The organism is Bacteroides sp. 43_46, assembly GCF_001915455.1.
Lineage (GTDB): Bacteria > Bacteroidota > Bacteroidia > Bacteroidales > Bacteroidaceae > Bacteroides > Bacteroides caccae.
Genome location: NZ_MNQN01000096.1, coordinates 32,172 through 53,577, shown reverse-complemented (window position 1 = coordinate 53,577; position 21,406 = coordinate 32,172). Strand labels below are relative to the sequence as shown.

At 43.1% G+C, this 21,406-nt stretch carries 21 protein-coding genes and 1 pseudogene; 15 read left to right on the top strand and 7 right to left on the bottom strand.

What is annotated here, in order from left to right; all coding sequences use genetic code 11:
• Positions 1–32 precede the first annotated feature (32 nt).
• From BHV72_RS07360 to dnaE, 3 genes are all read right to left on the bottom strand, one after another.
• A complete protein-coding gene (locus tag BHV72_RS07360; RefSeq protein ID WP_005678675.1) occupies positions 33–368 on the bottom strand; it encodes a hypothetical protein in 336 nt (111 codons plus the stop codon).
• A 26-nt stretch (positions 369–394) separates the two neighbouring features.
• Positions 395–709: a thioredoxin gene (trxA, locus tag BHV72_RS07355; protein ID WP_005678674.1), complete on the bottom strand. Its 315-nt coding sequence runs from the start codon at positions 707–709 to the stop codon at positions 395–397.
• Positions 710–774: 65 nt separating this feature from the next.
• Entirely contained in the window at positions 775–4,581 is a 3,807-nt protein-coding gene (gene dnaE, locus BHV72_RS07350; protein WP_122265144.1) for a DNA polymerase III subunit alpha, read from the bottom strand.
• A 160-nt stretch (positions 4,582–4,741) separates the two neighbouring features.
• Here dnaE and BHV72_RS07345 point away from each other — a divergent pair, with 160 nt between their 5' ends.
• From BHV72_RS07345 to BHV72_RS07335, 3 genes are all read left to right on the top strand, one after another.
• Positions 4,742–5,428 (top strand): phosphatidylserine decarboxylase family protein, encoded by a 687-nt coding sequence (locus tag BHV72_RS07345; protein ID WP_005678671.1) that lies wholly within the window; start codon positions 4,742–4,744, stop codon positions 5,426–5,428.
• A 10-nt stretch (positions 5,429–5,438) separates the two neighbouring features.
• Positions 5,439–6,146: a CDP-diacylglycerol--serine O-phosphatidyltransferase gene (gene pssA / locus BHV72_RS07340; RefSeq protein WP_005682627.1), complete on the top strand. Its 708-nt coding sequence runs from the start codon at positions 5,439–5,441 to the stop codon at positions 6,144–6,146.
• Positions 6,147–6,213: 67 nt separating this feature from the next.
• Entirely contained in the window at positions 6,214–6,498 is a 285-nt protein-coding gene (locus BHV72_RS07335) for a DUF4834 family protein (protein WP_005678669.1), read from the top strand.
• A gap of 3 nt (positions 6,499–6,501) precedes the next feature.
• Here BHV72_RS07335 and BHV72_RS07330 read toward each other — a convergent pair whose 3' ends face one another.
• Positions 6,502–6,939, bottom strand: a complete 438-nt coding sequence (locus BHV72_RS07330) for a nucleoside deaminase (RefSeq protein ID WP_005678668.1) — start codon at positions 6,937–6,939, stop codon at positions 6,502–6,504.
• Positions 6,940–6,943: 4 nt separating this feature from the next.
• Complete coding sequence (locus tag BHV72_RS07325) at positions 6,944–7,177, bottom strand: hypothetical protein (RefSeq protein ID WP_005678666.1); 234 nt, start codon at positions 7,175–7,177, stop codon at positions 6,944–6,946.
• Positions 7,178–7,244: 67 nt separating this feature from the next.
• On the opposite strand from BHV72_RS07325, the gene BHV72_RS07320 reads away from it, so the two are divergent.
• The 4 genes from BHV72_RS07320 to BHV72_RS07305 all read left to right on the top strand — a co-directional run bounded on the left by BHV72_RS07320 (position 7,245) and on the right by BHV72_RS07305 (position 9,916).
• Positions 7,245–7,610 carry a YraN family protein gene (locus BHV72_RS07320; protein WP_005678665.1) on the top strand — a complete coding sequence of 122 codons (366 nt, stop codon included), beginning with the start codon at positions 7,245–7,247 and terminating at the stop codon, positions 7,608–7,610.
• A gap of 72 nt (positions 7,611–7,682) precedes the next feature.
• Positions 7,683–8,039: an MmcQ/YjbR family DNA-binding protein gene (locus tag BHV72_RS07315; RefSeq protein WP_005678664.1), complete on the top strand. Its 357-nt coding sequence runs from the start codon at positions 7,683–7,685 to the stop codon at positions 8,037–8,039.
• A complete protein-coding gene (locus BHV72_RS07310; RefSeq protein ID WP_022041472.1) occupies positions 8,023–8,781 on the top strand; it encodes a biotin--[acetyl-CoA-carboxylase] ligase in 759 nt (252 codons plus the stop codon). Before BHV72_RS07315 ends, BHV72_RS07310 begins: the two co-directional genes overlap by 17 nt.
• A gap of 67 nt (positions 8,782–8,848) precedes the next feature.
• Positions 8,849–9,916: a zinc-dependent metalloproteinase lipoprotein gene (locus tag BHV72_RS07305; protein WP_286855525.1), complete on the top strand. Its 1,068-nt coding sequence runs from the start codon at positions 8,849–8,851 to the stop codon at positions 9,914–9,916.
• Between the two features lie 29 nt (positions 9,917–9,945).
• On the opposite strand, the gene BHV72_RS07300 is transcribed toward BHV72_RS07305, so the two are convergent.
• Positions 9,946–10,629 (bottom strand): tetratricopeptide repeat protein, encoded by a 684-nt coding sequence (locus BHV72_RS07300; protein ID WP_286855523.1) that lies wholly within the window; start codon positions 10,627–10,629, stop codon positions 9,946–9,948.
• Positions 10,630–10,741: 112 nt separating this feature from the next.
• Between BHV72_RS07300 and BHV72_RS07295 the strand changes: the two genes are divergently transcribed.
• Positions 10,742–12,070, top strand: a complete 1,329-nt coding sequence (locus tag BHV72_RS07295) for an MATE family efflux transporter (protein WP_005678657.1) — start codon at positions 10,742–10,744, stop codon at positions 12,068–12,070.
• A gap of 54 nt (positions 12,071–12,124) precedes the next feature.
• Complete coding sequence (gene pyrH / locus BHV72_RS07290; protein WP_022041469.1) at positions 12,125–12,835, top strand: UMP kinase; 711 nt, start codon at positions 12,125–12,127, stop codon at positions 12,833–12,835.
• A gap of 45 nt (positions 12,836–12,880) precedes the next feature.
• On the opposite strand, the pseudogene BHV72_RS19635 reads toward pyrH, so the two are convergent.
• Positions 12,881–12,985: pseudogene (locus BHV72_RS19635) on the bottom strand (DUF4369 domain-containing protein); the annotation flags it as partial.
• Positions 12,986–13,285: 300 nt separating this feature from the next.
• Between BHV72_RS19635 and BHV72_RS07285 the strand changes: the two are divergent.
• From BHV72_RS07285 to BHV72_RS07260, 6 genes are all read left to right on the top strand, one after another.
• Positions 13,286–14,197 carry a DMT family transporter gene (locus BHV72_RS07285; RefSeq protein ID WP_286855519.1) on the top strand — a complete coding sequence of 304 codons (912 nt, stop codon included), beginning with the start codon at positions 13,286–13,288 and terminating at the stop codon, positions 14,195–14,197.
• Between the two features lie 51 nt (positions 14,198–14,248).
• Positions 14,249–14,809 (top strand): ribosome recycling factor, encoded by a 561-nt coding sequence (gene frr / locus BHV72_RS07280; protein ID WP_005678654.1) that lies wholly within the window; start codon positions 14,249–14,251, stop codon positions 14,807–14,809.
• A gap of 14 nt (positions 14,810–14,823) precedes the next feature.
• Complete coding sequence (gene rsgA, locus BHV72_RS07275) at positions 14,824–15,756, top strand: ribosome small subunit-dependent GTPase A (protein ID WP_022041468.1); 933 nt, start codon at positions 14,824–14,826, stop codon at positions 15,754–15,756.
• 124 nt (positions 15,757–15,880) lie between these two features.
• Entirely contained in the window at positions 15,881–16,966 is a 1,086-nt protein-coding gene (locus BHV72_RS07270) for an efflux RND transporter periplasmic adaptor subunit (protein ID WP_286855516.1), read from the top strand.
• 12 nt (positions 16,967–16,978) lie between these two features.
• Positions 16,979–20,011, top strand: coding sequence for an efflux RND transporter permease subunit (locus tag BHV72_RS07265; RefSeq protein WP_005678651.1), 3,033 nt, complete (start codon positions 16,979–16,981; stop codon positions 20,009–20,011).
• Entirely contained in the window at positions 20,008–21,354 is a 1,347-nt protein-coding gene (locus BHV72_RS07260) for a TolC family protein (RefSeq protein WP_005678650.1), read from the top strand. Before BHV72_RS07265 ends, BHV72_RS07260 begins: the two co-directional genes overlap by 4 nt.
• Positions 21,355–21,406: the final 52 nt, after the last annotated feature.

The window sequence follows — 21,406 nt, the reverse complement described above, 5'->3', positions numbered from 1 at the left end:
GTATTATCCACTATGAGACCGGACACCGCGTTCTAGTCCGCTTGTCCCAGAGAGTCTCCGTATTCCATTTCTCCCTGAACCACAAAGAGGACTTCTTCGGGATCGTATTCTCCCATTTCATCCTTTTTGGCTTCTTTTACGATGTAAGCCACCACTTCTTCCAAGTCGATGTCAACGTAGCCGTCTTCATCGGGTTGAGCGTCGAGAATTCCACTTTCAGAGTAATACTCGTCGATTAAGTCAAGGAAATAATACAACTCATCGTCCGAGAACTTCTCTTTCAGTTCTTGAGGCAGATAGTTTTTGATAAACTCGATGGTCTTTTCATCATCGGCATCTGCTAATAAAAAATCGTCTTCCAGTCCCATATATTTTAAGTCTTAAGTATGATCGACTATAAAAGCTTCTTTACTTTTTCTACGAATACAGGTTTGCCGACTGCACCGACCTGCTTGTCCACAATCTCACCATTCTTGAAAAACAGGACGGTAGGGATATTGCGGATGCCGTATTCGGCAGCCATATCGCCATTTTCATCCACATCACACTTACCGATGATTACTTGTCCTTCAAACTCTGCTGCCAATTCTTCAATAATAGGAGCCACCATTTTGCAAGGGCCACACCAAGGAGCCCAAAAATCAACAACAACCGGCTTGCCTTCTGCAAGAACTTCCTTATAGTTGCTGTCTGTAATTTCTAAAGCCATTTCTTATAAGTATTAAGTTTATTATTAATATATATCTTCTCGTTTTTATTGCGCTACAAATATAATCAATTTATGCGGAATCCAAGTTCCGGACGCTCTTTTAAATATGTTATTAAATCTCTTCCCACCGAAAGTTTGATGGGGCGGGAAATCAGATCGACCGACATGTGGTTGGTATCGCTGTCATCCGTCACCTTAAAATAAAGTTCCGTATTGCCCGGAGACTCTTTCGTGAGGGTTGCCAGTTCAGTAACCAGAGCTGTATTCAATACCGACAAAGGAATAATAATCGTGATTTTCTGTACCAGTTCTTCTTTCACATCCGGAAGAAGTTCCATAGAGGTAATCTTGATTTCCAGTTCATCCTGCCGCCACTGTTTGGCTTGGCAACGGGCCTTGATATACAGGAAAGTTCCTTCATTGAGGTACCCTTGATAAGTCACCCAGTCATTTCCCCAAAACGGGATTTCGGTAGAGCCGGAATAGTCCTCAATCTTGGCAATGCCATACGGATTACCATTCTTGCTGACTCCACGACGAACACTGGTCACAATTCCTCCCATGGTTATTTCGCGTCCTGCCAGGGCTGCTTTATCTTCCAGTTCGCTCATACGAGTATTGCAAACGTGTTCCAGCACAATGGAAAATTCATCCAACGGATGAGCGGAAAGATAGATACCAACCAAGTCACGTTCACGGTTCAAGCGGTCGAGATCGCTCCAACGTTCCACTCCCTGCGGAATTTCGGGGGTAGCGACGTCAATTACGTTTTCGCCTCCGAACAGAGAATTGACGGCAGCAGCTTTGTCTGCCTGATAGCGGTTGCCATAACGCATCAATGTTTCCAAGAATAATTCACCTTTCGAGTTAGCGGCAAAATACTGTTCACGTTTCAGCTCTGAGAAACTGTCGAATCCGCCGGCCAATGCCAGGCATTCCATATTTTTCTTGTTACAGGCATTCAGGTTGACGCGTTGCACAAAGTCGAAGATTCCAAGGAAAGGACCGTTCTTCTTACGCTCCTCCATGATGCTTTGTACAGCAGCCTCACCTACTCCTTTCACGGCACCGAGTCCGAAACGGATATTACCATCATGATTTACCGTAAACTTCAGGTTACTCTCATTTACATCCGGTCCCAATGTCTGGATACCCATTGCCTTACATTCGTCCATCAACTTCGTGATGTCCGTGATGTTCGACAAGCTTCGGCTCATTACAGCCGCCATATATTCAGATGGGTAGTTTGCTTTCAGATAAGCTGTCTGGTAAGCGACCCATGAGTAACAGGTAGCGTGTGACTTATTGAAAGCGTAAGACGCAAACTTTTCCCAGTCCGTCCAAATCTTTTCAAGTACTTTCGGGTCGTGTCCGTTCTTACGTCCTCCTTCAATAAATTTAGGTTTCATGTGATCCAGCTTGTCACGCAACTTCTTACCCATTGCTTTACGAAGGGCGTCGGACTCACCACGGGTAAAGTCTGCCAGCAGACGTGACAAAAGCATCACCTGTTCCTGATATACCGTGATTCCGTAGGTATCTTTCAAGTATTTCTCCATAACCGGAATATCATACTCGATAGGCTTGCGTCCATGCTTGCGGTCGATAAAATCAGGAATATAATCCATAGGTCCCGGACGGTACAGAGCATTCATGGCTATCAAATCCTCAAAAGTAGAAGGCTGTAATTCGCGCAGATACTTCTGCATACCGGCAGATTCAAACTGGAATGTACCAATTGTGCGTCCATCACTATATAGTTTGTAAGTGGCAGGGTCGTTAATATCTATCTGGTCTACATCAATTTCCAAGCTGCGGCTCAGGCGGATATTCTCGACGGCTTCCTTAATAATGGAAAGAGTTTTCAGTCCGAGGAAGTCCATTTTGATTAATCCGGTATCTTCAATCACCGAACCTTCATATTGGGTGACAAGCATTTTTTCACCTGTCTCCTTATCATCGGCAGTGCTGACAGGCACCCAGTCGGTAATATCATCACGACAAATAATCGTACCGCAGGCATGCACACCAGTGCCACGAACGTTTCCTTCGAGCATCTTGGCATACTTGATCGTATCCCGTACCAAAGGATCGGAAGAGGCTTCGGCAGCCTGCAACTCCGGGACATATTCTATCGCATTGCGGAGATTCAGTTTCTTATCGGGAATCTTATCGGGTACTAGTTTAGCCAGACGGTCGGATTCCGAGAGAGGGAGTTTCTGCACACGGGCAACGTCCTTGATAGCCAGTTTCGTAGCCATTGTGCCATACGTGATGATATGAGCCACCTTCTCTTGACCATATTTATTCGTTACCCAACGAAGTACCTCGCCACGACCGTCATCATCAAAGTCCACATCAATATCAGGTAATGAGATACGGTCCGGGTTCAGGAAACGCTCGAACAGTAAGTCGTACTGGATAGGGTCGATCTTTGTGATACCCAGACAGTAGGCCACCGCCGAACCGGCAGCCGAACCACGTCCCGGACCTACCGACACTCCGAGCTCTTTGCGAGCGGCGTTGATAAAGTCCTGCACAATCAAGAAGTATCCGGGGAAACCCATCGTCTTCATGATGTACAATTCGAAGTTCATACGCTCCTTCACTTCCTCCGTCAACGGTTCACCATATATTCTTTTTGCTCCGTCGAAAGCCAGTTTAGCCAGATAGTCCCCTTCAAGTTTGATACGATACAATTTATCATATCCGCCCAGACGCTTGATTTTCGCCTTTCCATCTTCTTCACTCAACACCACATTGCCATGCTCATCTTGAGTGAACTCATCATAAAGGTCTTTCTCCGTAAACTTCTGCCGGTATTCTTCTTCCGTTCCGAAATCCTCGGGAATGGCAAAAGTAGGCATGATAGGGGCATGGTCGATAGAGTAATATTCTACTTTATCGAGAAGTTCCAATGTATTGCTCAACGCTTCCGGCACATCGGCAAAGAGCTCGTTCATCTCTTCTCGTGTCTTCATCCATTCCTGCTTGGTATAGAGCATACGGGTAGGATCATCCAGATCCTTACCGGTACTCAAACAGATCAGACGGTCATGTGCTTCGGCATTTTCTTCATCCACGAAATGAACGTCATTTGTACAAACCAACTTGACATTGAACTTCTTGGAATATTCCATAAGATATTTGTTCACTTTTACCTGCAAAGGGTAGCACTCGTGATTGGCCCGGGGAACAGTTGCTTTATGGCGCTGCATTTCAAGGTAAAAATCATCGCCGAACAGGTTCTTATACCACTGAATAGCTTCTTCCGCTTCGGCAAACTGGTCATTGGTAATCCGCTTCGGTATCTCGCCACCGAGACAAGCGGAACAAACCATTAATCCTTCGTGATATTTTTCCAGTTCGCTGCGGTCTGTACGCGGACGCATATAATATCCGCGCGTCCATGCGTGCGATACTAATTTTATAAGGTTATGATAGCCAGTCTCATTCTTGGCTAATACAATCAAGTGATAACCGCTCTGGTCCTGTTTGCCTTCTTTCAGATCCATTGTGCGGCGGGCAACATACATTTCGCACCCAATAATCGGTTTGAACAGTTTGTTTTCCGCCTCCACTATCTTTGCTTTACAAGCTGCAACCTCCGCCTCTTTATCTTCACACTCTATGGAGCCGGCTTCAATTCCCACCAACCGTTTTTTCAGGTCCTTGATTTCACCTTTCGGACCACTATTCTTCTTATTGACGTAGTTCGTAAATTCCTTAATACCGAACATATTTCCATGATCGGTCACGGCAATACCCTTCATTCCATTCTGCATTGCTTTATCGACCAGACGAGCGACGCTAGCCTGACCGTCCAAAAGGGAATATTGCGTATGGACGTGTAAATGAACGAAATCCTGCATAATGATAAGTCTTTATTTGAAGGCATAAAATTACTACCTCCCGCGTTATAAACAAAAATAATCCTCAAAAAGTTATCAACATTCACATTTCTATGCTGAATTACTTGCTGATTTTTTAAATTAAGTATATTTTTGCAGACAATATCATTAAACAGCATTCATGGGTCGACTAAAGAAATTAAAAAAGATACGTATTCACCGCGAAGGAACACATATATTATGGGGTAGCTTCTTGCTGCTGCTATTGATTAATGCCGCTCTTTATTGGGGGATCGATTGCAAAATACCTTTTTATGTGGTAGCAGTGGCGAGCATCGTTGTCTATCTGCTAATGGTGAACTTCTTCCGCTGTCCCATCCGCCTTTTCGGACAAGATACGGAAAAAATAGTCGTAGCCCCCGCCGACGGAAAGATTGTCGTCATTGAAGAAGTAGACGAGAATGAATATTTCCACGACCGCCGGTTAATGGTTTCTATCTTTATGAGCATCGTTAATGTGCACGCCAACTGGTATCCGGTGGATGGAACAATCAAGAAGGTCGCCCACCACAACGGTAATTTTATGAAAGCCTGGTTGCCGAAAGCCAGCACGGAAAACGAACGTTCGACAGTCGTTATCGAAACTCCGGAAGGAGTAGAAATACTTACCCGCCAGATAGCTGGGGCTGTGGCACGCCGCATCGTCACCTATGCTGAAGTAGGCGAAGAATGTTATATTGACGAGCACATGGGATTCATCAAATTCGGTTCCCGTGTGGATGTATATTTGCCCCTTGGTACAGAAGTTTGTGTCAGTATGGGACAGTTAACGACCGGTAACCAGACGGTTATCGCCAAACTTAAATAATTCGGTCGCAATGACAAACGTTATTAAAAATAATATTCCCAATACAGTAACCTGCCTGAACCTTTTCTCCGGTTGTATCGCCTGCGTTATGGCTTTTGAAGCCAAATATGAGCTGGCATTACTTTTCATCGTTTTAAGCTCTATCTTCGATTTCTTCGACGGACTGCTGGCACGTGCACTCAACGCTCACTCAATCATCGGAAAGGATCTGGACTCATTGGCAGATGACGTCAGTTTCGGTGTCGCTCCTTCATTGATTGTCTTCTCTCTGTTCAAAGAGATGTACTATCCGGCAACCATGGAGTTTATTGCTCCTTACCTACCCTATGCGGCATTTTTGATTTCCGTATTCTCCGCGCTGCGCTTGGCCAAGTTCAATAATGACACACGGCAGACAAGCTCTTTCGTAGGGCTGCCAGTTCCTGCAAATGCATTGTTCTGGGGTTCTTTAGTGGCAGGCGCGCATGACTTGCTGGTCTCCGAAACCTGTCATCCTGTCTACCTTTTTATATTAGTATGTCTGTTTTCGTGGCTGTTGGTATCCGAGATACCGATGTTTTCCCTGAAATTCAAGAATCTCTCATGGAAGGACAACAAAATAAGTTTTATATTCCTGATTATCTGCATTCCCTTCCTTGTATTTCTGGAAATTGCCAGCTTTGCAGCCATCATTGTATGGTATATTTTACTTTCACTTTTTACAAGAAAAATGAAATAAACAATCTCTTGGCACGTTTGTTGTACTATGAGTTTTATCAAAGTTACAACTAAAAAATCATAGCCCGATGCATATACTTTTATTTATACTCTTTTTTATTATTGCCATTATCGTATTTGGCCTCTCGATTGTAGGATTTCTGTTAAGAACAATTTTCGGGATCGGACGCCGTTCGTCATCGTCACATCACGGGAAGACCGGACAAAGCCAACAAAGCTACAATCAAGGGTCGTACAATTCTAATGATGATGAAGAGGAAATTCTGTCCGAGAATACTTCGGCAAGAAAGCACAAAAAAATATTCACCCAAGATGATGGTGAATATGTAGATTTCGAGGAAATAAAAGAATAAATTTTATTTTCGTTTCGCCGCAAAGAATTCTCTCATAAGAGCAGCACATTCATCAGCCAATATGCCTTTTACAACAACTGTCTTAGGATGCAAAGCGTCTGCCGCATATCTCTGATATCCGCGTTTTTCATCTTCGGCACCAAACACTAGCTTTCCAGTCTGCGCCCAAGCAATGGCACCGGCACACATCACGCAAGGTTCAACAGTAACATAGAGTGTGCATTCACTCAGATACTTACCACCAAGCACATTGGCAGCAGCAGTGATAGCCTGCATTTCGGCATGAGCCGTCACATCATTCAACGTTTCTGTGAGATTATGAGCACGTGCAATAATTCGTTCCTTACAGACAACGACTGCCCCTACCGGAACTTCTCCCCGTTCGGCAGCTTTGCCCGCCTCTATCAGGGCTTGTTTCATGAAGTAAGTATCGTCCAGCATCTTCTTATCGTCTCATATCATGTTCTCCAAAAAGGGTCGGATAATCTTCTTCCATATTCTTGTGAATAAACATGAGAATCGTCTCGCGAAGCCAACGTGACTTGTTCGTTATCTTATACTTCTCAAGATAACGATCAACAATCTGTTGTTCGTCGTCGCTCAACAAAATGCTCATCCGTCGTTCCCGTTTGGTGCATTCGACGTGCATTTTCAGGCACTTTTTACTCCTTTTTCTCATATCTTCTGCAAAATTACTTTTACTTCTGTAAAAACAAAGAATAAAAGCAGTAAATTTGCAAAAAAAGATGGCCAAACATAATGATTTAGGGAAAGCCGGAGAAAACGCAGCAGCGGCTTATCTTGAGAAGGAAGATTATCTCATCCGCCACCGGAACTGGCGTAAAGGACATTTCGAACTGGACATTGTAGCAGCAAAAGATAATGAACTGGTGGTCGTGGAAGTAAAGACTCGCAGTAACACCGAGTTTGCTCAACCGGAAGATGCTGTGGATGTACCGAAAATAAGACGTACAGTACGTGCTGCGGATACGTACATAAAGCTATTTCAGATTGACATTCCGGTTCGCTTCGATATCATTACGGTAGTGGGTGAAAACGGCAATTTCGAGATTGAGCATATCAAGGAAGCATTTCTTCCTCCTTTATTCTAAGAAGTTCCGAGGCTCATCACAGAAAATACAGAGTAACACGGAGTATACAGATTTATTATATAATTATTAGTTATGAACGTAGAAACTGTCAGAGAATACTGCCTCAGCAAGAAAGGAGCAACTGAATCTTTCCCTTTCGATGATGTGTCACTTGTCATAAAAGTGATGAATAAGATGTTTGCCCTTATTGATCTGGAAGGAGCAAACAGTATTGCATTAAAATGTGATCCGGAAAAAGCGATTGAACTGCGCGAACATTATGCCGGCATCGAAGGAGCTTATCATTTCAACAAGAAATACTGGAACAGCGTCCGCTTCGACAGTGACGCAGATGATAAACTTATAAAAGAACTGATCGATCATTCTTATGATGAAGTAATCAAGAAGTTTACTAAAAAGCTACGTACAGAATATGATGCGCTCCCCTAAACGATTTCCGGTCCCATTGGTTCATATCAATGAAACGAACTCTACCAACAATTATTTGCAAGCTCTTTGCGCACGACAACAAACAGAAGAGTTCACCACTGTGGTTGCAGACTTTCAAACGTCCGGACGAGGACAACGTGGCAATTCGTGGGAAGCAGAACCTGATAAGAACCTTCTTTTCAGTTTTGTGATTTTTCCAGTCTTTTTGGAAGCCAGACAACAGTTCCTTATCTCTCAAATTGTATCATTAGCAATCAAGGAAGAACTGGATACTTACACCACCGATATTTCTATTAAATGGCCGAACGATATTTATTGGAAAGATAAGAAAATATGCGGAATGTTGATAGAAAATGACTTAATGGGAAGAAATATCAGCCAAAGCATTGCAGGAGTAGGAATAAATATCAATCAGGAAGTGTTTCACAGCTCTGCTCCCAATCCCGTATCATTATTTCAGATCACAGGAAAACAATATGATATATTCAATATATTAGAGCATATAATGCTACGTATTCAAATTTATTACGACTTACTTCAAAAAAACAATACGGCACTCATAACCGCCCAATATGAAAGGTCGCTTTTTAGAAAAGAGGGAATGTACCGGTATAAAGACGTCAATGGCGAATTTATGGCTAATATTGTTTGTGTTGAACCTGAAGGAAGACTCATTTTAGAGGACGAAACACAAACAAAAAGAGGTTATATGTTTAAAGAAGTGGAATATTTATTGAAATAAGTAGTCCACGAACTGATTTAAACATTATCTTTGGAACCAATGTTTTATATGAAAAACTCCCTTATTTATGAAAACAAGATTAATTTTCCTGCTTCCATTATTATGGTTGCTTATTGGCTGTGAAGATTCCGAACCGGAGTCAAAACCGGATTCCACCGATCCTCCACTAATAGAATATCATTATGAACTTCCAGTTGTCTTTCATGTTCTCTATCAGAATGAACAACAGAATATTAAAAAAGGACGAATTCAGGAGATCATAACAGCCTGCAATAAATATTATCAAAATCGTTTGGGCAGTAACAGCGTAGATATGAACCTTGAATTTGTTCTCGCCACAGAAAATCCTCAAGGGGTAAAACTTGATGAGCCCGGTGTACATCCAATTCAAGTAAGCAATCCTGTGCAAGACTGTGAGGTTTTTATGACAGACAAAGCTAATCTTAAATATTTGTGGGATACCGACAAATACATAAATATCATGCTTTACCCTTTCAAGCAAGATGAGAATTCTGAAGGTGTAATTTTAGGTATATCTCATTTACCATATACAATCAAGCCCGATTATCTAGAAGGACTAAATCAATTAAATGGTATTCCCAGCCACAGTTCGCTCAAATATCCTCATTGTATTTCTATTAATAATACATATATAAACAGTACACCAAGTAATGAATCTAAAAAAATATACAGTTCTACTGATATAGTGGCAACAATCGCCCATGAATTAGCCCATTATCTCGGATTATTCCATACATTCTCCGAATCGGATGATGAAGGACTTAATACATGTATGGACACAGACTATTGCGATGACACTCCAACCTATGATAGAGAAGCATATAGCAATTGGATGCAAAGTTATATCGAATCAAAGAACGGCATAAAGAACATGAGTCTTAGCGAATTTAACAAATTGTTTGAACGAAAAGACTGCGTCACTAATCTAACATCCACTCCAAACAACATAATGGACTATGATATATCTTGGGTAAACTGTTTCACTCCCAATCAGCAAGAACGTATTCGCTATGTGTTGATGCATAGTCCTCTCGTTCCCGGTCCCAAAGTAGAAAGAACAACTACTCGTACGCTATCCGGGGAACAGGAACTTCCGATGAGAATGATAAAATAGCATTTATAATAGAAAAAGAGGTGAACCGCTTAGCGCTTCACCTCTTTTTCTATTATAAATATCTTGTCCAACGTCTTTTGCGCCTCCGTAGAAGGAAACCTTAAAACAACCTTCTGCAAAGAATTTCTTGCCTTTTCATATCCCGTAGCAAATAATTTCGATAATCCATCGCGGTATCGTGCGTACTGCATCTTTGTAGGGGAAGAAATTTTCTTATAATCGGTTTCCAACTTCTTTTTCTCCTGTTCCGCCATTAGATAATAATAATTACCCAAGAAGATGTTAGCAGCTAAGTTGTCCGCATCCAGTTGCAATATCATCTCATACATTCGCAAAGCATCCTTTTCCTGCCCACGACATACCTGCATTTCTGCACAAGATTCCAGATAAGCTACATTATTGGGAGCCTTTTGAAGTAATTCTTTATAGAACAGATAAGCTTTGTCGTAATTTCGTTTCTTTCTAAATGCAATAGCCAGCTCGTTAGCCAACTTCACACTAATCTCACTGCTCTTATCAATATTTGTCCAATAATACATTTCCGTACGATCTATATTCAAGCTAATCGTTTGACGGAAATAGCTCATAGCCTGCCCTTGCTGCCCGGCTTCAATAGCGGCAGACACTTTCTGCAACATCTCATCAACCGACTGTGCATTCAGCATCAGCGGCAGTGAAAACAGAGACAAAAAAAATATAGTTAAGGTTCTCATAATCCGTTACATTGCTATTTAGTTCGTGACACACAAAGATACAACAAAAAAATAAAAAACGTACCTTTGTTCACGAAAAGAACAATCATTTAGATAAAAGTGTTTCTACAAGATGATAAATATAAAATTGTACTCCGAAAACAGACGCATATTACAGATTGCCATACCGTCCATTATATCGAATATCACCGTCCCTTTACTGGGATTGATTGACGTAACTATCGTCGGTCACCTCGGTTCTCCGGCCTATATCGGAGCCATTGCCGTAGGAGGAATGTTATTCAACATCATCTACTGGATTTTCGGTTTCCTCCGTATGGGGACGAGCGGCATGACCTCGCAGGCTTACGGGCAACATGACTTGAATGAAATCACCCGGTTATTACTCCGCTCCGTCGGCGTCGGTCTATCCATTGCAATCTGTCTGTTAATACTCCAGTATCCTATCCTAAAACTTGCATTTACTTTTATACAGACGACTCCGGAAGTTGAACAACTGGCAACCACCTATTTCTATATCTGTATCTGGGGAGCACCTGCCATGTTAGGGTTGTATGGATTTGCAGGCTGGTTTATCGGAATGCAAAATTCACGTTTCCCGATGTATATCGCCATTACGCAAAATATCGTCAATATCACAGCCAGCTTATGCCTTGTCTATCTGCTGGACATGAAAGTGGCAGGAGTAGCTACTGGAACCCTTATCGCCCAATATGCAGGGTTCATAATGGCAATATTACTATATATCCGTTATTACAGCAAACTCCGCAAACGAATTGCCTGGCGGGAGATATGGCAGAAACAAGCTATGTACCGCTTCTTTCAGGTCAACCGGGATATATTCTTCCGTACACTTTGCTTGGTTATCGTCACTATGTTTTTCACTTCAGCCGGAGCCGCACAAGGCGAGATCGTATTAGCCGTAAACACATTGCTCATGCAATTATTCACTCTCTTTTCTTATATCATGGACGGTTTTGCTTATGCCGGTGAAGCGTTAGCAGGACGTTATATAGGCGCAAGAAACCAACCGGCTCTCCGTAACACAGTCAATCACCTGTTCTATTGGGGCGTCGGTCTTTCTGCAGCATTCACCCTTTTGTATGCAATAGGCGGAAAAGGCTTTCTCGAATTACTGACTAATGACACTTCAGTAATAAACGCTTCCGACACCTACTTCTATTGGGCACTCGCCATTCCGTTGGCCGGTTTTTCCGCTTTTCTGTGGGACGGAGTTTTTATCGGTGCCACTGCCACCCGTTCCATGCTTTATTCAATGCTGATTGCTTCTGCCAGCTTTTTCCTCGTCTACTATGCTTTCCATGACTTTTTAGGCAATCATGCTTTGTGGCTCGCTTTCCTCATTTATCTTTCATTGAGAGGAATTGTACAAACCTTTATCGGAAGGCAAATCGTGAGAAAAGTAATCGTACCGCAATGAGGCTATCCAATAAATTATCTCTATATTTGCGGCAAATAATAAAATAAAAAAGGTATGGCAAAGTATAAAAGAGTCTTGCTGAAATTAAGCGGAGAAAGCCTTATGGGCGAAAAGCAATATGGCATTGATGAAAAAAGACTGGCAGAATATGCTGCACAAATCAAAGAAATTCATGAACAAGGCGTACAGATCGGCATCGTGATTGGCGGAGGAAACATTTTCCGTGGTTTGAGTGGAGCCAATAAAGGATTCGACCGTGTGAAAGGCGACCAAATGGGGATGCTGGCAACTGTTATCAATAGTCTGGCATTGAGTTCGGCCTTGGTAGCTGCCGGGGTGAAAGCCCGTGTGCTTACAGCAGTCCGCATGGAACCGATCGGCGAATTTTATAGTAAGTGGAAAGCGATCGAACACATGGAAAACGGTGAAATCGTCATCATGTCTGCAGGAACGGGAAATCCTTTCTTTACTACCGATACAGGATCTTCATTGAGAGGAATCGAAATCGAGGCAGACGTGATGCTGAAAGGGACTCGTGTGGACGGCATTTATACAGCCGACCCGGAGAAAGACCCTACGGCAACCAAGTTCCACGACATCACTTACGATGAAGTGCTGAAACGTGGCCTGAAAGTAATGGATCTGACGGCTACTTGTATGTGCAAAGAAAACAACCTGCCCATTGTCGTTTTCGACATGGATACGGTAGGCAATCTGAAAAAAGTAATCAGCGGAGAAGAAATAGGTACAATTGTACACAACTAATTATAAAAAGAGGACGTTCCCGGTAAATAAGGGAATTAGGATTTATTATAGCGATGAGCGATAGACAGAGCATATATACTCTCCTATCGCATTATCGCTATTAATTTCTATAAATTTCTTCAACAAATCCGAGAAGCCGGATTTTACCTGCCCCCTGTTTATCTGTACAAGACGAGAAACTCCCAAGCATTGGATAGGATACAATGAAAAAGGCGATTTGGTTCTAAGGGTACAATTTCTTCCGTGCATATAGTTTCCCTATTTGCCTAAGAATTATTCTTCCGGCTACACTTATTTAATTTTCCGATCGCATAAACAGGATTAGTTTTATGCAGCCGAAATAATAGTTTTTAGCACACGAAAGATTAAATTATACTATCAACAGGCTAAACACTTGTTTATCATCAGTGAACTGTGTACTTTTGCACGCCATTTTAAAGACTTAAAGCAATGAACAGCAAAACCAAAGGTTTTATTTATGGAGCGATTGCCGCCGCAAGTTACGGTATGAATCCTCTTTTTACACTCCCGCTCTATGCAGCCGGCATGAGCGTCGATACTGTTTTATTTTATCGTTACTTTTTTGCTGTCATCGTACTAGGGATACTGATGAAGATGCAGCATCAATCTTTCGCCCTTCGTAAAGCGGATATTCTTCCGCTGGTTATTATGGGATTCTTGTTTTCGTTTTCTTCCTTACTACTGTTCATGAGCTACAACTATATGGATGCAGGAATCGCGTCAACGATCCTGTTCGTTTATCCGGTAATGGTAGCGGTCATTATGGGAGCGTTCTTTAAAGAGAAGATTTCAGCAATCACCGTCTTTTCCATTCTACTGGCTCTCGCCGGCATTGCCCTGCTTTATCAGGGAGACGGAGGCAAACCGTTGTCTACCATTGGAATCATCTTTGTCCTGCTATCATCGCTATCTTATGCCATATATATAGTAGGTGTCAACCGCTCGACACTGAAAAACCTATCGACAACAAAACTCACTTTTTACGCTATTTTGTTCGGTCTGTCGGTCTACATCGTCCGTCTGAACTTCCTGACGGATTTGCAAGTGATACCTACCGCGTGGCTCTGGGGAGATGTATTGGCACTGGCTATCCTGCCTACTGCCGTATCACTGGTTTGCACAGCATTGGCTATCCATTACATAGGTTCCACTCCGACCGCCATACTGGGGGCTCTGGAACCTGTGACCGCTTTATTTTTCGGTGTCCTTCTGTTTCACGAAAAGCTGACACCCCGCTTAATGGTCGGTATTCTGATGATTATTACAGCAGTTACCCTAATCATCATCGGTAAGTCACTCATAAAAAAGATGAGTATGCTGTTGCAGGTGAACAAAAAATAATATACTTTTGCTACTTAATCAATCGAATAGCAACTTTAATTATCAAAAAATATGGTAGACGTAAAGACTTGCCTTGACAATGCACAAGAGAAAATGGATATGGCCATTATGTATCTGGAAGAAGCGCTGGCACATATCCGCGCCGGAAAAGCGAGTACCCGACTGTTGGACGGTATCCGCGTAGATTCTTACGGAAGCATGGTTCCTATCAGCAATGTAGCAGCCGTAACGACTCCTGATGCACGCAGCATCACTATCAAGCCGTGGGACAAAAGTATGTTCCGTGTAATCGAAAAAGCCATTATCGACTCTGATCTCGGCATCATGCCCGAAAACAATGGTGAAATAATCCGTATCGGTATTCCCCCATTGACCGAAGAACGTCGTAAACAACTGGCCAAACAGTGTAAAGGAGAAGGTGAAACTGCCAAAGTGAGCGTACGCAACGCCCGCCGTGACGGTATCGACGCACTGAAAAAAGCTGTAAAAGACGGATTGGCAGAAGATGAACAGAAGAATGCGGAAGCCAAACTGCAAAAAATCCACGATAAGTATATCAAGCAAATAGATGATATGCTGGCTGAAAAGGATAAAGAAATCATGACCGTTTAAAAAACAAAAAGCAAGTGCACGGATTAGTAATCAAAAACACGGGCAGTTGGTACCAGGTGAAAACCGACGACGGACAATTTATTGAATGTAAGATCAAAGGTAATTTCCGGTTAAAAGGGATTCGCAGTACCAATCCGATAGCCGTGGGCGACCGTGTTCAGATTATAACCAATCAAGAGGGCACTGCTTTTATCAACGAAATAGAAGATAGGAAGAACTACATCATCCGTCGTTCTTCCAATCTTTCTAAACAATCGCATATACTTGCCGCCAACCTCGACCAATGTATGTTGGTGGTAACTGTCAACTATCCCGAGACTTCCACCATTTTTATCGACCGTTTTCTTGCGTCCGCAGAAGCCTATCGGGTTCCCGTCAAATTAGTATTTAATAAGGTAGACGTTTACAACGAAGAAGAATTGCATTATCTGGACGCACTTATTAACCTGTATACGCATATCGGCTACCCTTGTTTCAAGGTTTCCGCAAAGAACGGTGACGGACTAGACGAAATCAAAAAGGCGCTCGAAGGTAAGATTACTCTTTTCTCCGGACATTCGGGAGTAGGGAAATCGACTCTTATCAATGCTATACTGCCGGGAATTGAAACAAAAACCGGCGAAATCTCCACTTATCACAATAAGGGAATGCATACCACCACTTTCTCCGAAATGTTCCCGGTAGACGGAGACGGATATATTATTGATACTCCGGGCATCAAAGGTTTCGGAACATTCGATATGGAGGAAGAAGAAATTGGTCATTATTTTCCTGAAATATTCAAAGTTTCCGCCGAGTGCAAATATGGCAACTGCACGCATCGTCACGAACCGGGATGTGCTGTGCGCAAAGCGGTAGAGGAGCATTTAATCAGCGAATCCCGCTATACTTCTTATCTGAATATGCTGGAGGATAAAGAAGAAGGAAAGTACCGGGCTGCTTACTAGCACTCTTTTTTTCTTTCGATTGATTAACTCTTTTTTACCATTTCTCTCATTAAACCTTTCCTTTCAGAGAGTGTCTAAGTTTGTGAAGATATTATATAACATGCTATACATACGATACTAAACCATGAATAAGAAAACTAAATGGGGCATCATTATCCTCGTTGGTGCCGGAATTATCGGAGGAGGAATCTACTCACGATTACCAAAGAAAAACGACGAACTGGCAGCCGCCGACAAAGTAATGGGTGGTAATCAAAAAAAAGGAAAACAAATCTTAAACGTAAATGCCAAAGTCATAAAACCACAATTATTGACGGATGAATTTACGACTACCGGTGTACTTCTACCAGATGAAGAAGTAGATTTGTCTTTCGAAACTTCCGGAAAAATAGTCGAAATCAACTTTGAAGAAGGTACGCCTGTCAAGAAAGGCCAGTTACTAGCCAAGGTAAACGACCGACAGTTACAGGCACAACTACAACGACTGGTTTCACAACTGAAACTGGCAGAAGACCGTGTTTTCCGTCAGGACGCCCTGCTGAAACGGGATGCAGTCAGCAAGGAAGCCTACGAACAAGTTAAGACAGATTTAGCAACGCTGAATGCCGATATTGAAATAGTGAAAGCGAATATCGAATTGACCGAGCTCCGTGCCCCGTTTGACGGGATTATCGGACTCCGACAGGTCAGTGTCGGCACGTACGCCTCTCCGACCACTGTCGTTGCGAAGCTGACTAAAATCGCCCCGCTGAAAGTAGAGTTCTCCGTACCGGAACGTTATGCCAAGCAGATTAAAAAAGGAACCAACCTGAATTTCAGCGTTGAAGGTAAACTAGATGCCTTCGGCGCACAAGTATATGCAGTAGAATCGGCAATCGACCCGAATCTGCACCAATTCACAGCCCGCGCACTTTATCCGAATGTAAACCACATCCTGCTGCCGGGACGCTATACCAGTGTTTTATTGAAAAAGGAAGAGATTCCCGATGCAATCGCTATCCCTACGGAAGCTATTGTGCCGGAAATGGGGAAAGATAAAGTCTACCTGTATAAATCGGGGAAAGCCGAACCGGTGGATATTATTACCGGTATCCGTACAGCATCCGAAGTGCAAGTGATAAGAGGACTACACATGGGAGATACAATCATTACTTCAGGAACACTGCAGCTCCGCACCGGACTGGTTGTGAAACTTGATAACATTGATTAATACCAGCGCCTTATGAATATATCCGAATTAAGTATACGCCGCCCGGTATTAGCCACTGTATTGACAATCATTATTCTCCTGTTCGGATTTATCGGGTACAATTATCTGGGTGTCCGCGAATATCCGTCAGTAGATAATCCGATTATCTCTGTTAGTTGCTCATATCCGGGAGCTAATGCCGATGTTATCGAAAATCAGATAACCGAACCATTGGAACAGAATATCAATGGTATCCCCGGTATCCGTTCTTTATCCAGTGTCAGCCAGCAAGGACAAAGTCGTATTACCGTAGAGTTTGAATTGTCTGTCGACCTGGAAACCGCCGCAAACGACGTTCGTGATAAAGTTTCACGTGCACAACGTTATTTACCTCGCGACTGTGACCCTCCTACCGTATCAAAAGCGGATGCGGACGCCATGCCTATCTTAATGGTTGCTCTTCAAAGTGACAAACGTTCGCTGCTGGAGTTGAGTGAAATCGCAGATTTGACAGTCAAAGAACAGTTGCAAACAATTTCCGATGTAAGTAGTGTGTCTATCTGGGGAGAGAAACGTTACTCCATGCGTCTCTGGCTCGACCCTGTGAAAATGGCAGGTTACGGAATTACTCCTATCGATGTAAAAAATGCAGTTGACAATGAAAACGTAGAACTTCCTTCCGGTAGTATCGAAGGAAATACTACCGAGTTGACGATCCGTACATTAGGACTGATGCACACGGCAGATGAATTCAATGACCTGATTATCAAGGAGGAGAACAACCGAATTGTACGTTTCAGTGACATCGGACGTGCCGAGTTGGGGCCAGCCGACATCAAGAGCTACATGAAGATGAACGGCGTACCCATGGTCGGCGTGGTAGTAATTCCACAGCCGGGTGCAAACCATATTGAAATCGCCGACGCTGTATACCAGCGTATGGAACAAATGAAAAAAGACTTGCCGGAAGACGTGCACTATAATTATGGGTTTGATAACACCAAATTTATTCGTGCGTCTATCAATGAGGTTAAGTCTACTGTATATGAGGCTTTTGTACTCGTTATCATCATCATCTTCCTTTTCCTGCGCGACTGGCGTGTGACACTGGTACCATGTATCGTGATTCCCGTTTCCCTTATCGGAGCATTCTTCGTTATGTATCTGGCGGGATTCTCTATTAATGTACTTTCCATGCTTGCCATTGTGTTGTCCGTGGGACTGGTGGTGGACGATGCGATTGTTATGACGGAGAATATCTACATCCGCATTGAAAAGGGAATGAGCCCGAAAGAGGCAGGGATCGAAGGAGCGAAAGAGATTTTCTTTGCTGTTATTTCAACGACGATCACACTGGTTGCCGTATTCTTCCCGATTGTCTTCATGGACGGTATGACGGGACGGTTATTCCGAGAGTTCAGTATCGTAATTTCGGGTTCGGTTATCATTTCTTCGTTCGCGGCACTGACTTTCACTCCGATGTTGGCAACCAAACTACTGATCAAACGGGAAAAGCAAAGCTGGTTCTATGCAAAGACCGAACCGTTCTTTGAAGGCATGAACCGGCTATACAGCCGTTCGCTAGCTGCTTTCTTGAACAAACGTTGGATTGCCCTTCCTTTCACTTTTATTACTATTTGCCTGATTGGAGTTCTATGGAATGCTATTCCTGCGGAAATGGCTCCTCTTGAAGACCGTTCTCAAATCAGTATCAACACACGAGGTGCAGAGGGTGTCACTTATGAATATATTCGGGATTATACGGAAGATATCAACCAGCTTGTCGATTCCATTCTTCCTGACGCAGAATCTGTTACCGCCCGTGTATCCAGTGGTAGCGGAAACGTGCGTATCACGCTGAAAGACATGAAAGATCGTAACTACACGCAAATGGAAGTTGCCGAAAAGATTTCGAAAGAAATACGGAGCAAGACAATGGCACGTTCGTTTGTGCAACAGCAGTCTTCTTTCGGAGGACGTCGTGGAAGTATGCCTGTCCAGTATGTGCTTCAAGCTACTAATCTGGAGAAGCTGGAAGAAGTACTGCCCAAGTTTATGGCTAAAGTATATGAGAATCCGGTCTTTCAGATGGCAGACGTAGACTTGAAGTTCAGTAAGCCGGAAGCCCGTATTCAGATTAACCGTGACAAGTCCAGTATCATGGGAGTTAGTACCAAGAATATTGCTCAAACATTGCAATACGGATTGAGTGGCCAGCGTATGGGATATTTCTATATGAACGGAAAGCAATACGAGATTCTCGGCGAGATCAATCGTCAGCAGAGGAATAAGCCGGCCGATTTGAAAGCCATTTATGTTCGCAGCAGCAATGGGGATATGATTCAGTTGGATAACTTGATTGAGTTGGAAAGTGGTATCGCTCCTCCAAAGTTATACCGGTATAACCGATTTGTATCAGCTACTATTTCCGCAGGATTGGCAGACGGAAAAACGATCGGACAAGGACTGGACGAAATGGATAAGATTGCCAAGGAAACATTGGACGACACGTTCCGAACAGCTTTGGCGGGTGACTCCAAAGAATATCGTGAGAGTTCTTCCAGTCTGATGTTTGCCTTTGTCTTGGCTATTCTTCTGATTTACCTGATTCTGGCTGCGCAATTCGAGAGTTTTAAAGATCCATTGATTATCATGTTGACAGTACCGTTGGCTATTGCCGGAGCATTGGTATTCATGTATTTCGGAGATATAACAATGAATATTTTCAGTCAGATTGGTATTATTATGCTGATTGGTCTAGTGGCAAAGAACGGTATCCTGATTGTGGAATTTGCCAATCAGAAACAGGAGGCCGGAGAGGATAAAATGAGTGCTATCAAAGATGCCGCCCTGCAACGTCTCCGCCCGATTCTTATGACAAGCGCTTCTACAGTTCTGGGACTTATCCCGTTGGCATTCGCCACCGGAGAAGGCTGTAATCAGCGTATTGCCATGGGTACGGCAGTAGTAGGTGGTATGGTCGTTTCTACCCTACTTACCATGTATATCGTACCGGCTATTTACAGTTATATCTCGACCAACCGAATCAAAAAACTAACCGAATGAAACAGAAAGGAATTTGCATGAAACGTATCATATATATAGTTACCGCATGTGCCTTCTTGTCAGTTTCTACTGCGAAGGCGCAACAAGTCCTCACACTGAAAGAGTGTTTGGAGGAAGGACTGCAAAACAATTACTCGTTGCGCATCGTCCATAACGAGGAACAAATCAGCAAGAACAATGCAACGTTAGGGAATGCAGGATACTTCCCTACATTGGATTTCTCTGCCGGATATACCGGAAACCTGGATAATATTGAAAGTAAGGCCCGTGCCACCGGAGAGATTACAAAAAACAATGGGGTCTATGACCAGACCGTCAACGTCGGGCTTAACCTCAACTGGACTATTTTCGACGGATTCAATATCAGTACAACGTACAAACAGTTGAAGGAATTGGAACGTCAGGGAGAAACTAACACCCGTATCGCCATTGAGGATTTCATTGCGGACCTGACCTCGGAATATTACAACTTTATCCAACAGAAGATCCGTCTGAAAAACTTTCATTATGCAATGTCGCTCTCCAAAGAACGCCTGCGTATAGCAGAAGCGAGTCATCTTGTCGGAAAGTTCTCAGGATTGGATTATCAACAGGCGAAAGTAGACTTCAATGCAGACAGTGCTCAATATATCAAACAACAGGAATTGCTGCACTCATCGCGTATCCAGTTAAATGAGCTAATGGCTAACAAGAATGTTAATCAGGCTATTATAATCAAAGACTCCACGATCGACGTACATGGGGATTTGAAATTTGAGGAGTTATGGAATGGCACACTGGCAACGAACGCTTCTTTACTGAAAGCAGATCAGAATACGGTACTTGCGCAATTGGATTATAAAAAGGTAAATTCACGTAACTATCCGTACCTTAAACTGAATACGGGATATGGATATACCTTTAATAAGTACGATATTAATGCAACCAGCCGGAGGGGAAACTTGGGCTTCAATGCCGGAGTAACTGTCGGATTTAATATATTCGACGGCAACCGCCGCCGTGAAAAGCGGAATGCAACCCTTGCCTTCAAGAACCGCCGTCTGGAACGTCAGGAATTGGAGCTTGCCCTTCGCTCCGACCTTAGTAATTTATGGCAGGCTTATCGCAACAACCTTCAATTACTGAATCTGGAACGTCAGAACCTCGTAACTGCCAAAGATAATCACGATATTGCCATGGATCGTTATATACAGGGAGACCTTTCCGGTTTTGAGGTACGTGAAGCACAAAAGAGTTTGCTGGATGCAGAAGAACGCATCCTCTCCGCAGAATATAACACCAAACTTTGCGAGATCTCTTTGCTGCAAATCAGCGGAAAGATTACAAAATACCTGGAAGAATAGAAAAACTACGTGAATAATAAACGATGAACGGTGAACACAACTGGCAGCATAT

Excerpts from the sequence above, each read along its gene's own strand:
- BHV72_RS07360 (WP_005678675.1), bottom strand. The coding sequence starts at position 368 with ATGGGACTGGAAGACGATTTTTTATTAGCAGATGCCGATGATGAAAAG.
- trxA (WP_005678674.1), bottom strand. The coding sequence starts at position 709 with ATGGCTTTAGAAATTACAGACAGCAACTATAAGGAAGTTCTTGCAGAA.
- dnaE (WP_122265144.1), bottom strand. The coding sequence starts at position 4,581 with ATGCAGGATTTCGTTCATTTACACGTCCATACGCAATATTCCCTTTTG.
- BHV72_RS07345 (WP_005678671.1), top strand. The coding sequence starts at position 4,742 with ATGGGTCGACTAAAGAAATTAAAAAAGATACGTATTCACCGCGAAGGA.
- pssA (WP_005682627.1), top strand. The coding sequence starts at position 5,439 with ATGACAAACGTTATTAAAAATAATATTCCCAATACAGTAACCTGCCTG.
- BHV72_RS07335 (WP_005678669.1), top strand. The coding sequence starts at position 6,214 with ATGCATATACTTTTATTTATACTCTTTTTTATTATTGCCATTATCGTA.
- BHV72_RS07330 (WP_005678668.1), bottom strand. The coding sequence starts at position 6,939 with ATGCTGGACGATACTTACTTCATGAAACAAGCCCTGATAGAGGCGGGC.
- BHV72_RS07325 (WP_005678666.1), bottom strand. The coding sequence starts at position 7,177 with ATGAGAAAAAGGAGTAAAAAGTGCCTGAAAATGCACGTCGAATGCACC.
- BHV72_RS07320 (WP_005678665.1), top strand. The coding sequence starts at position 7,245 with ATGGCCAAACATAATGATTTAGGGAAAGCCGGAGAAAACGCAGCAGCG.
- BHV72_RS07315 (WP_005678664.1), top strand. The coding sequence starts at position 7,683 with ATGAACGTAGAAACTGTCAGAGAATACTGCCTCAGCAAGAAAGGAGCA.
- BHV72_RS07310 (WP_022041472.1), top strand. The coding sequence starts at position 8,023 with ATGATGCGCTCCCCTAAACGATTTCCGGTCCCATTGGTTCATATCAAT.
- BHV72_RS07305 (WP_286855525.1), top strand. The coding sequence starts at position 8,849 with ATGAAAACAAGATTAATTTTCCTGCTTCCATTATTATGGTTGCTTATT.
- BHV72_RS07300 (WP_286855523.1), bottom strand. The coding sequence starts at position 10,629 with ATGAGAACCTTAACTATATTTTTTTTGTCTCTGTTTTCACTGCCGCTG.
- BHV72_RS07295 (WP_005678657.1), top strand. The coding sequence starts at position 10,742 with ATGATAAATATAAAATTGTACTCCGAAAACAGACGCATATTACAGATT.
- pyrH (WP_022041469.1), top strand. The coding sequence starts at position 12,125 with ATGGCAAAGTATAAAAGAGTCTTGCTGAAATTAAGCGGAGAAAGCCTT.
- BHV72_RS07285 (WP_286855519.1), top strand. The coding sequence starts at position 13,286 with ATGAACAGCAAAACCAAAGGTTTTATTTATGGAGCGATTGCCGCCGCA.
- frr (WP_005678654.1), top strand. The coding sequence starts at position 14,249 with ATGGTAGACGTAAAGACTTGCCTTGACAATGCACAAGAGAAAATGGAT.
- BHV72_RS07270 (WP_286855516.1), top strand. The coding sequence starts at position 15,881 with ATGAATAAGAAAACTAAATGGGGCATCATTATCCTCGTTGGTGCCGGA.
- BHV72_RS07265 (WP_005678651.1), top strand. The coding sequence starts at position 16,979 with ATGAATATATCCGAATTAAGTATACGCCGCCCGGTATTAGCCACTGTA.
- BHV72_RS07260 (WP_005678650.1), top strand. The coding sequence starts at position 20,008 with ATGAAACAGAAAGGAATTTGCATGAAACGTATCATATATATAGTTACC.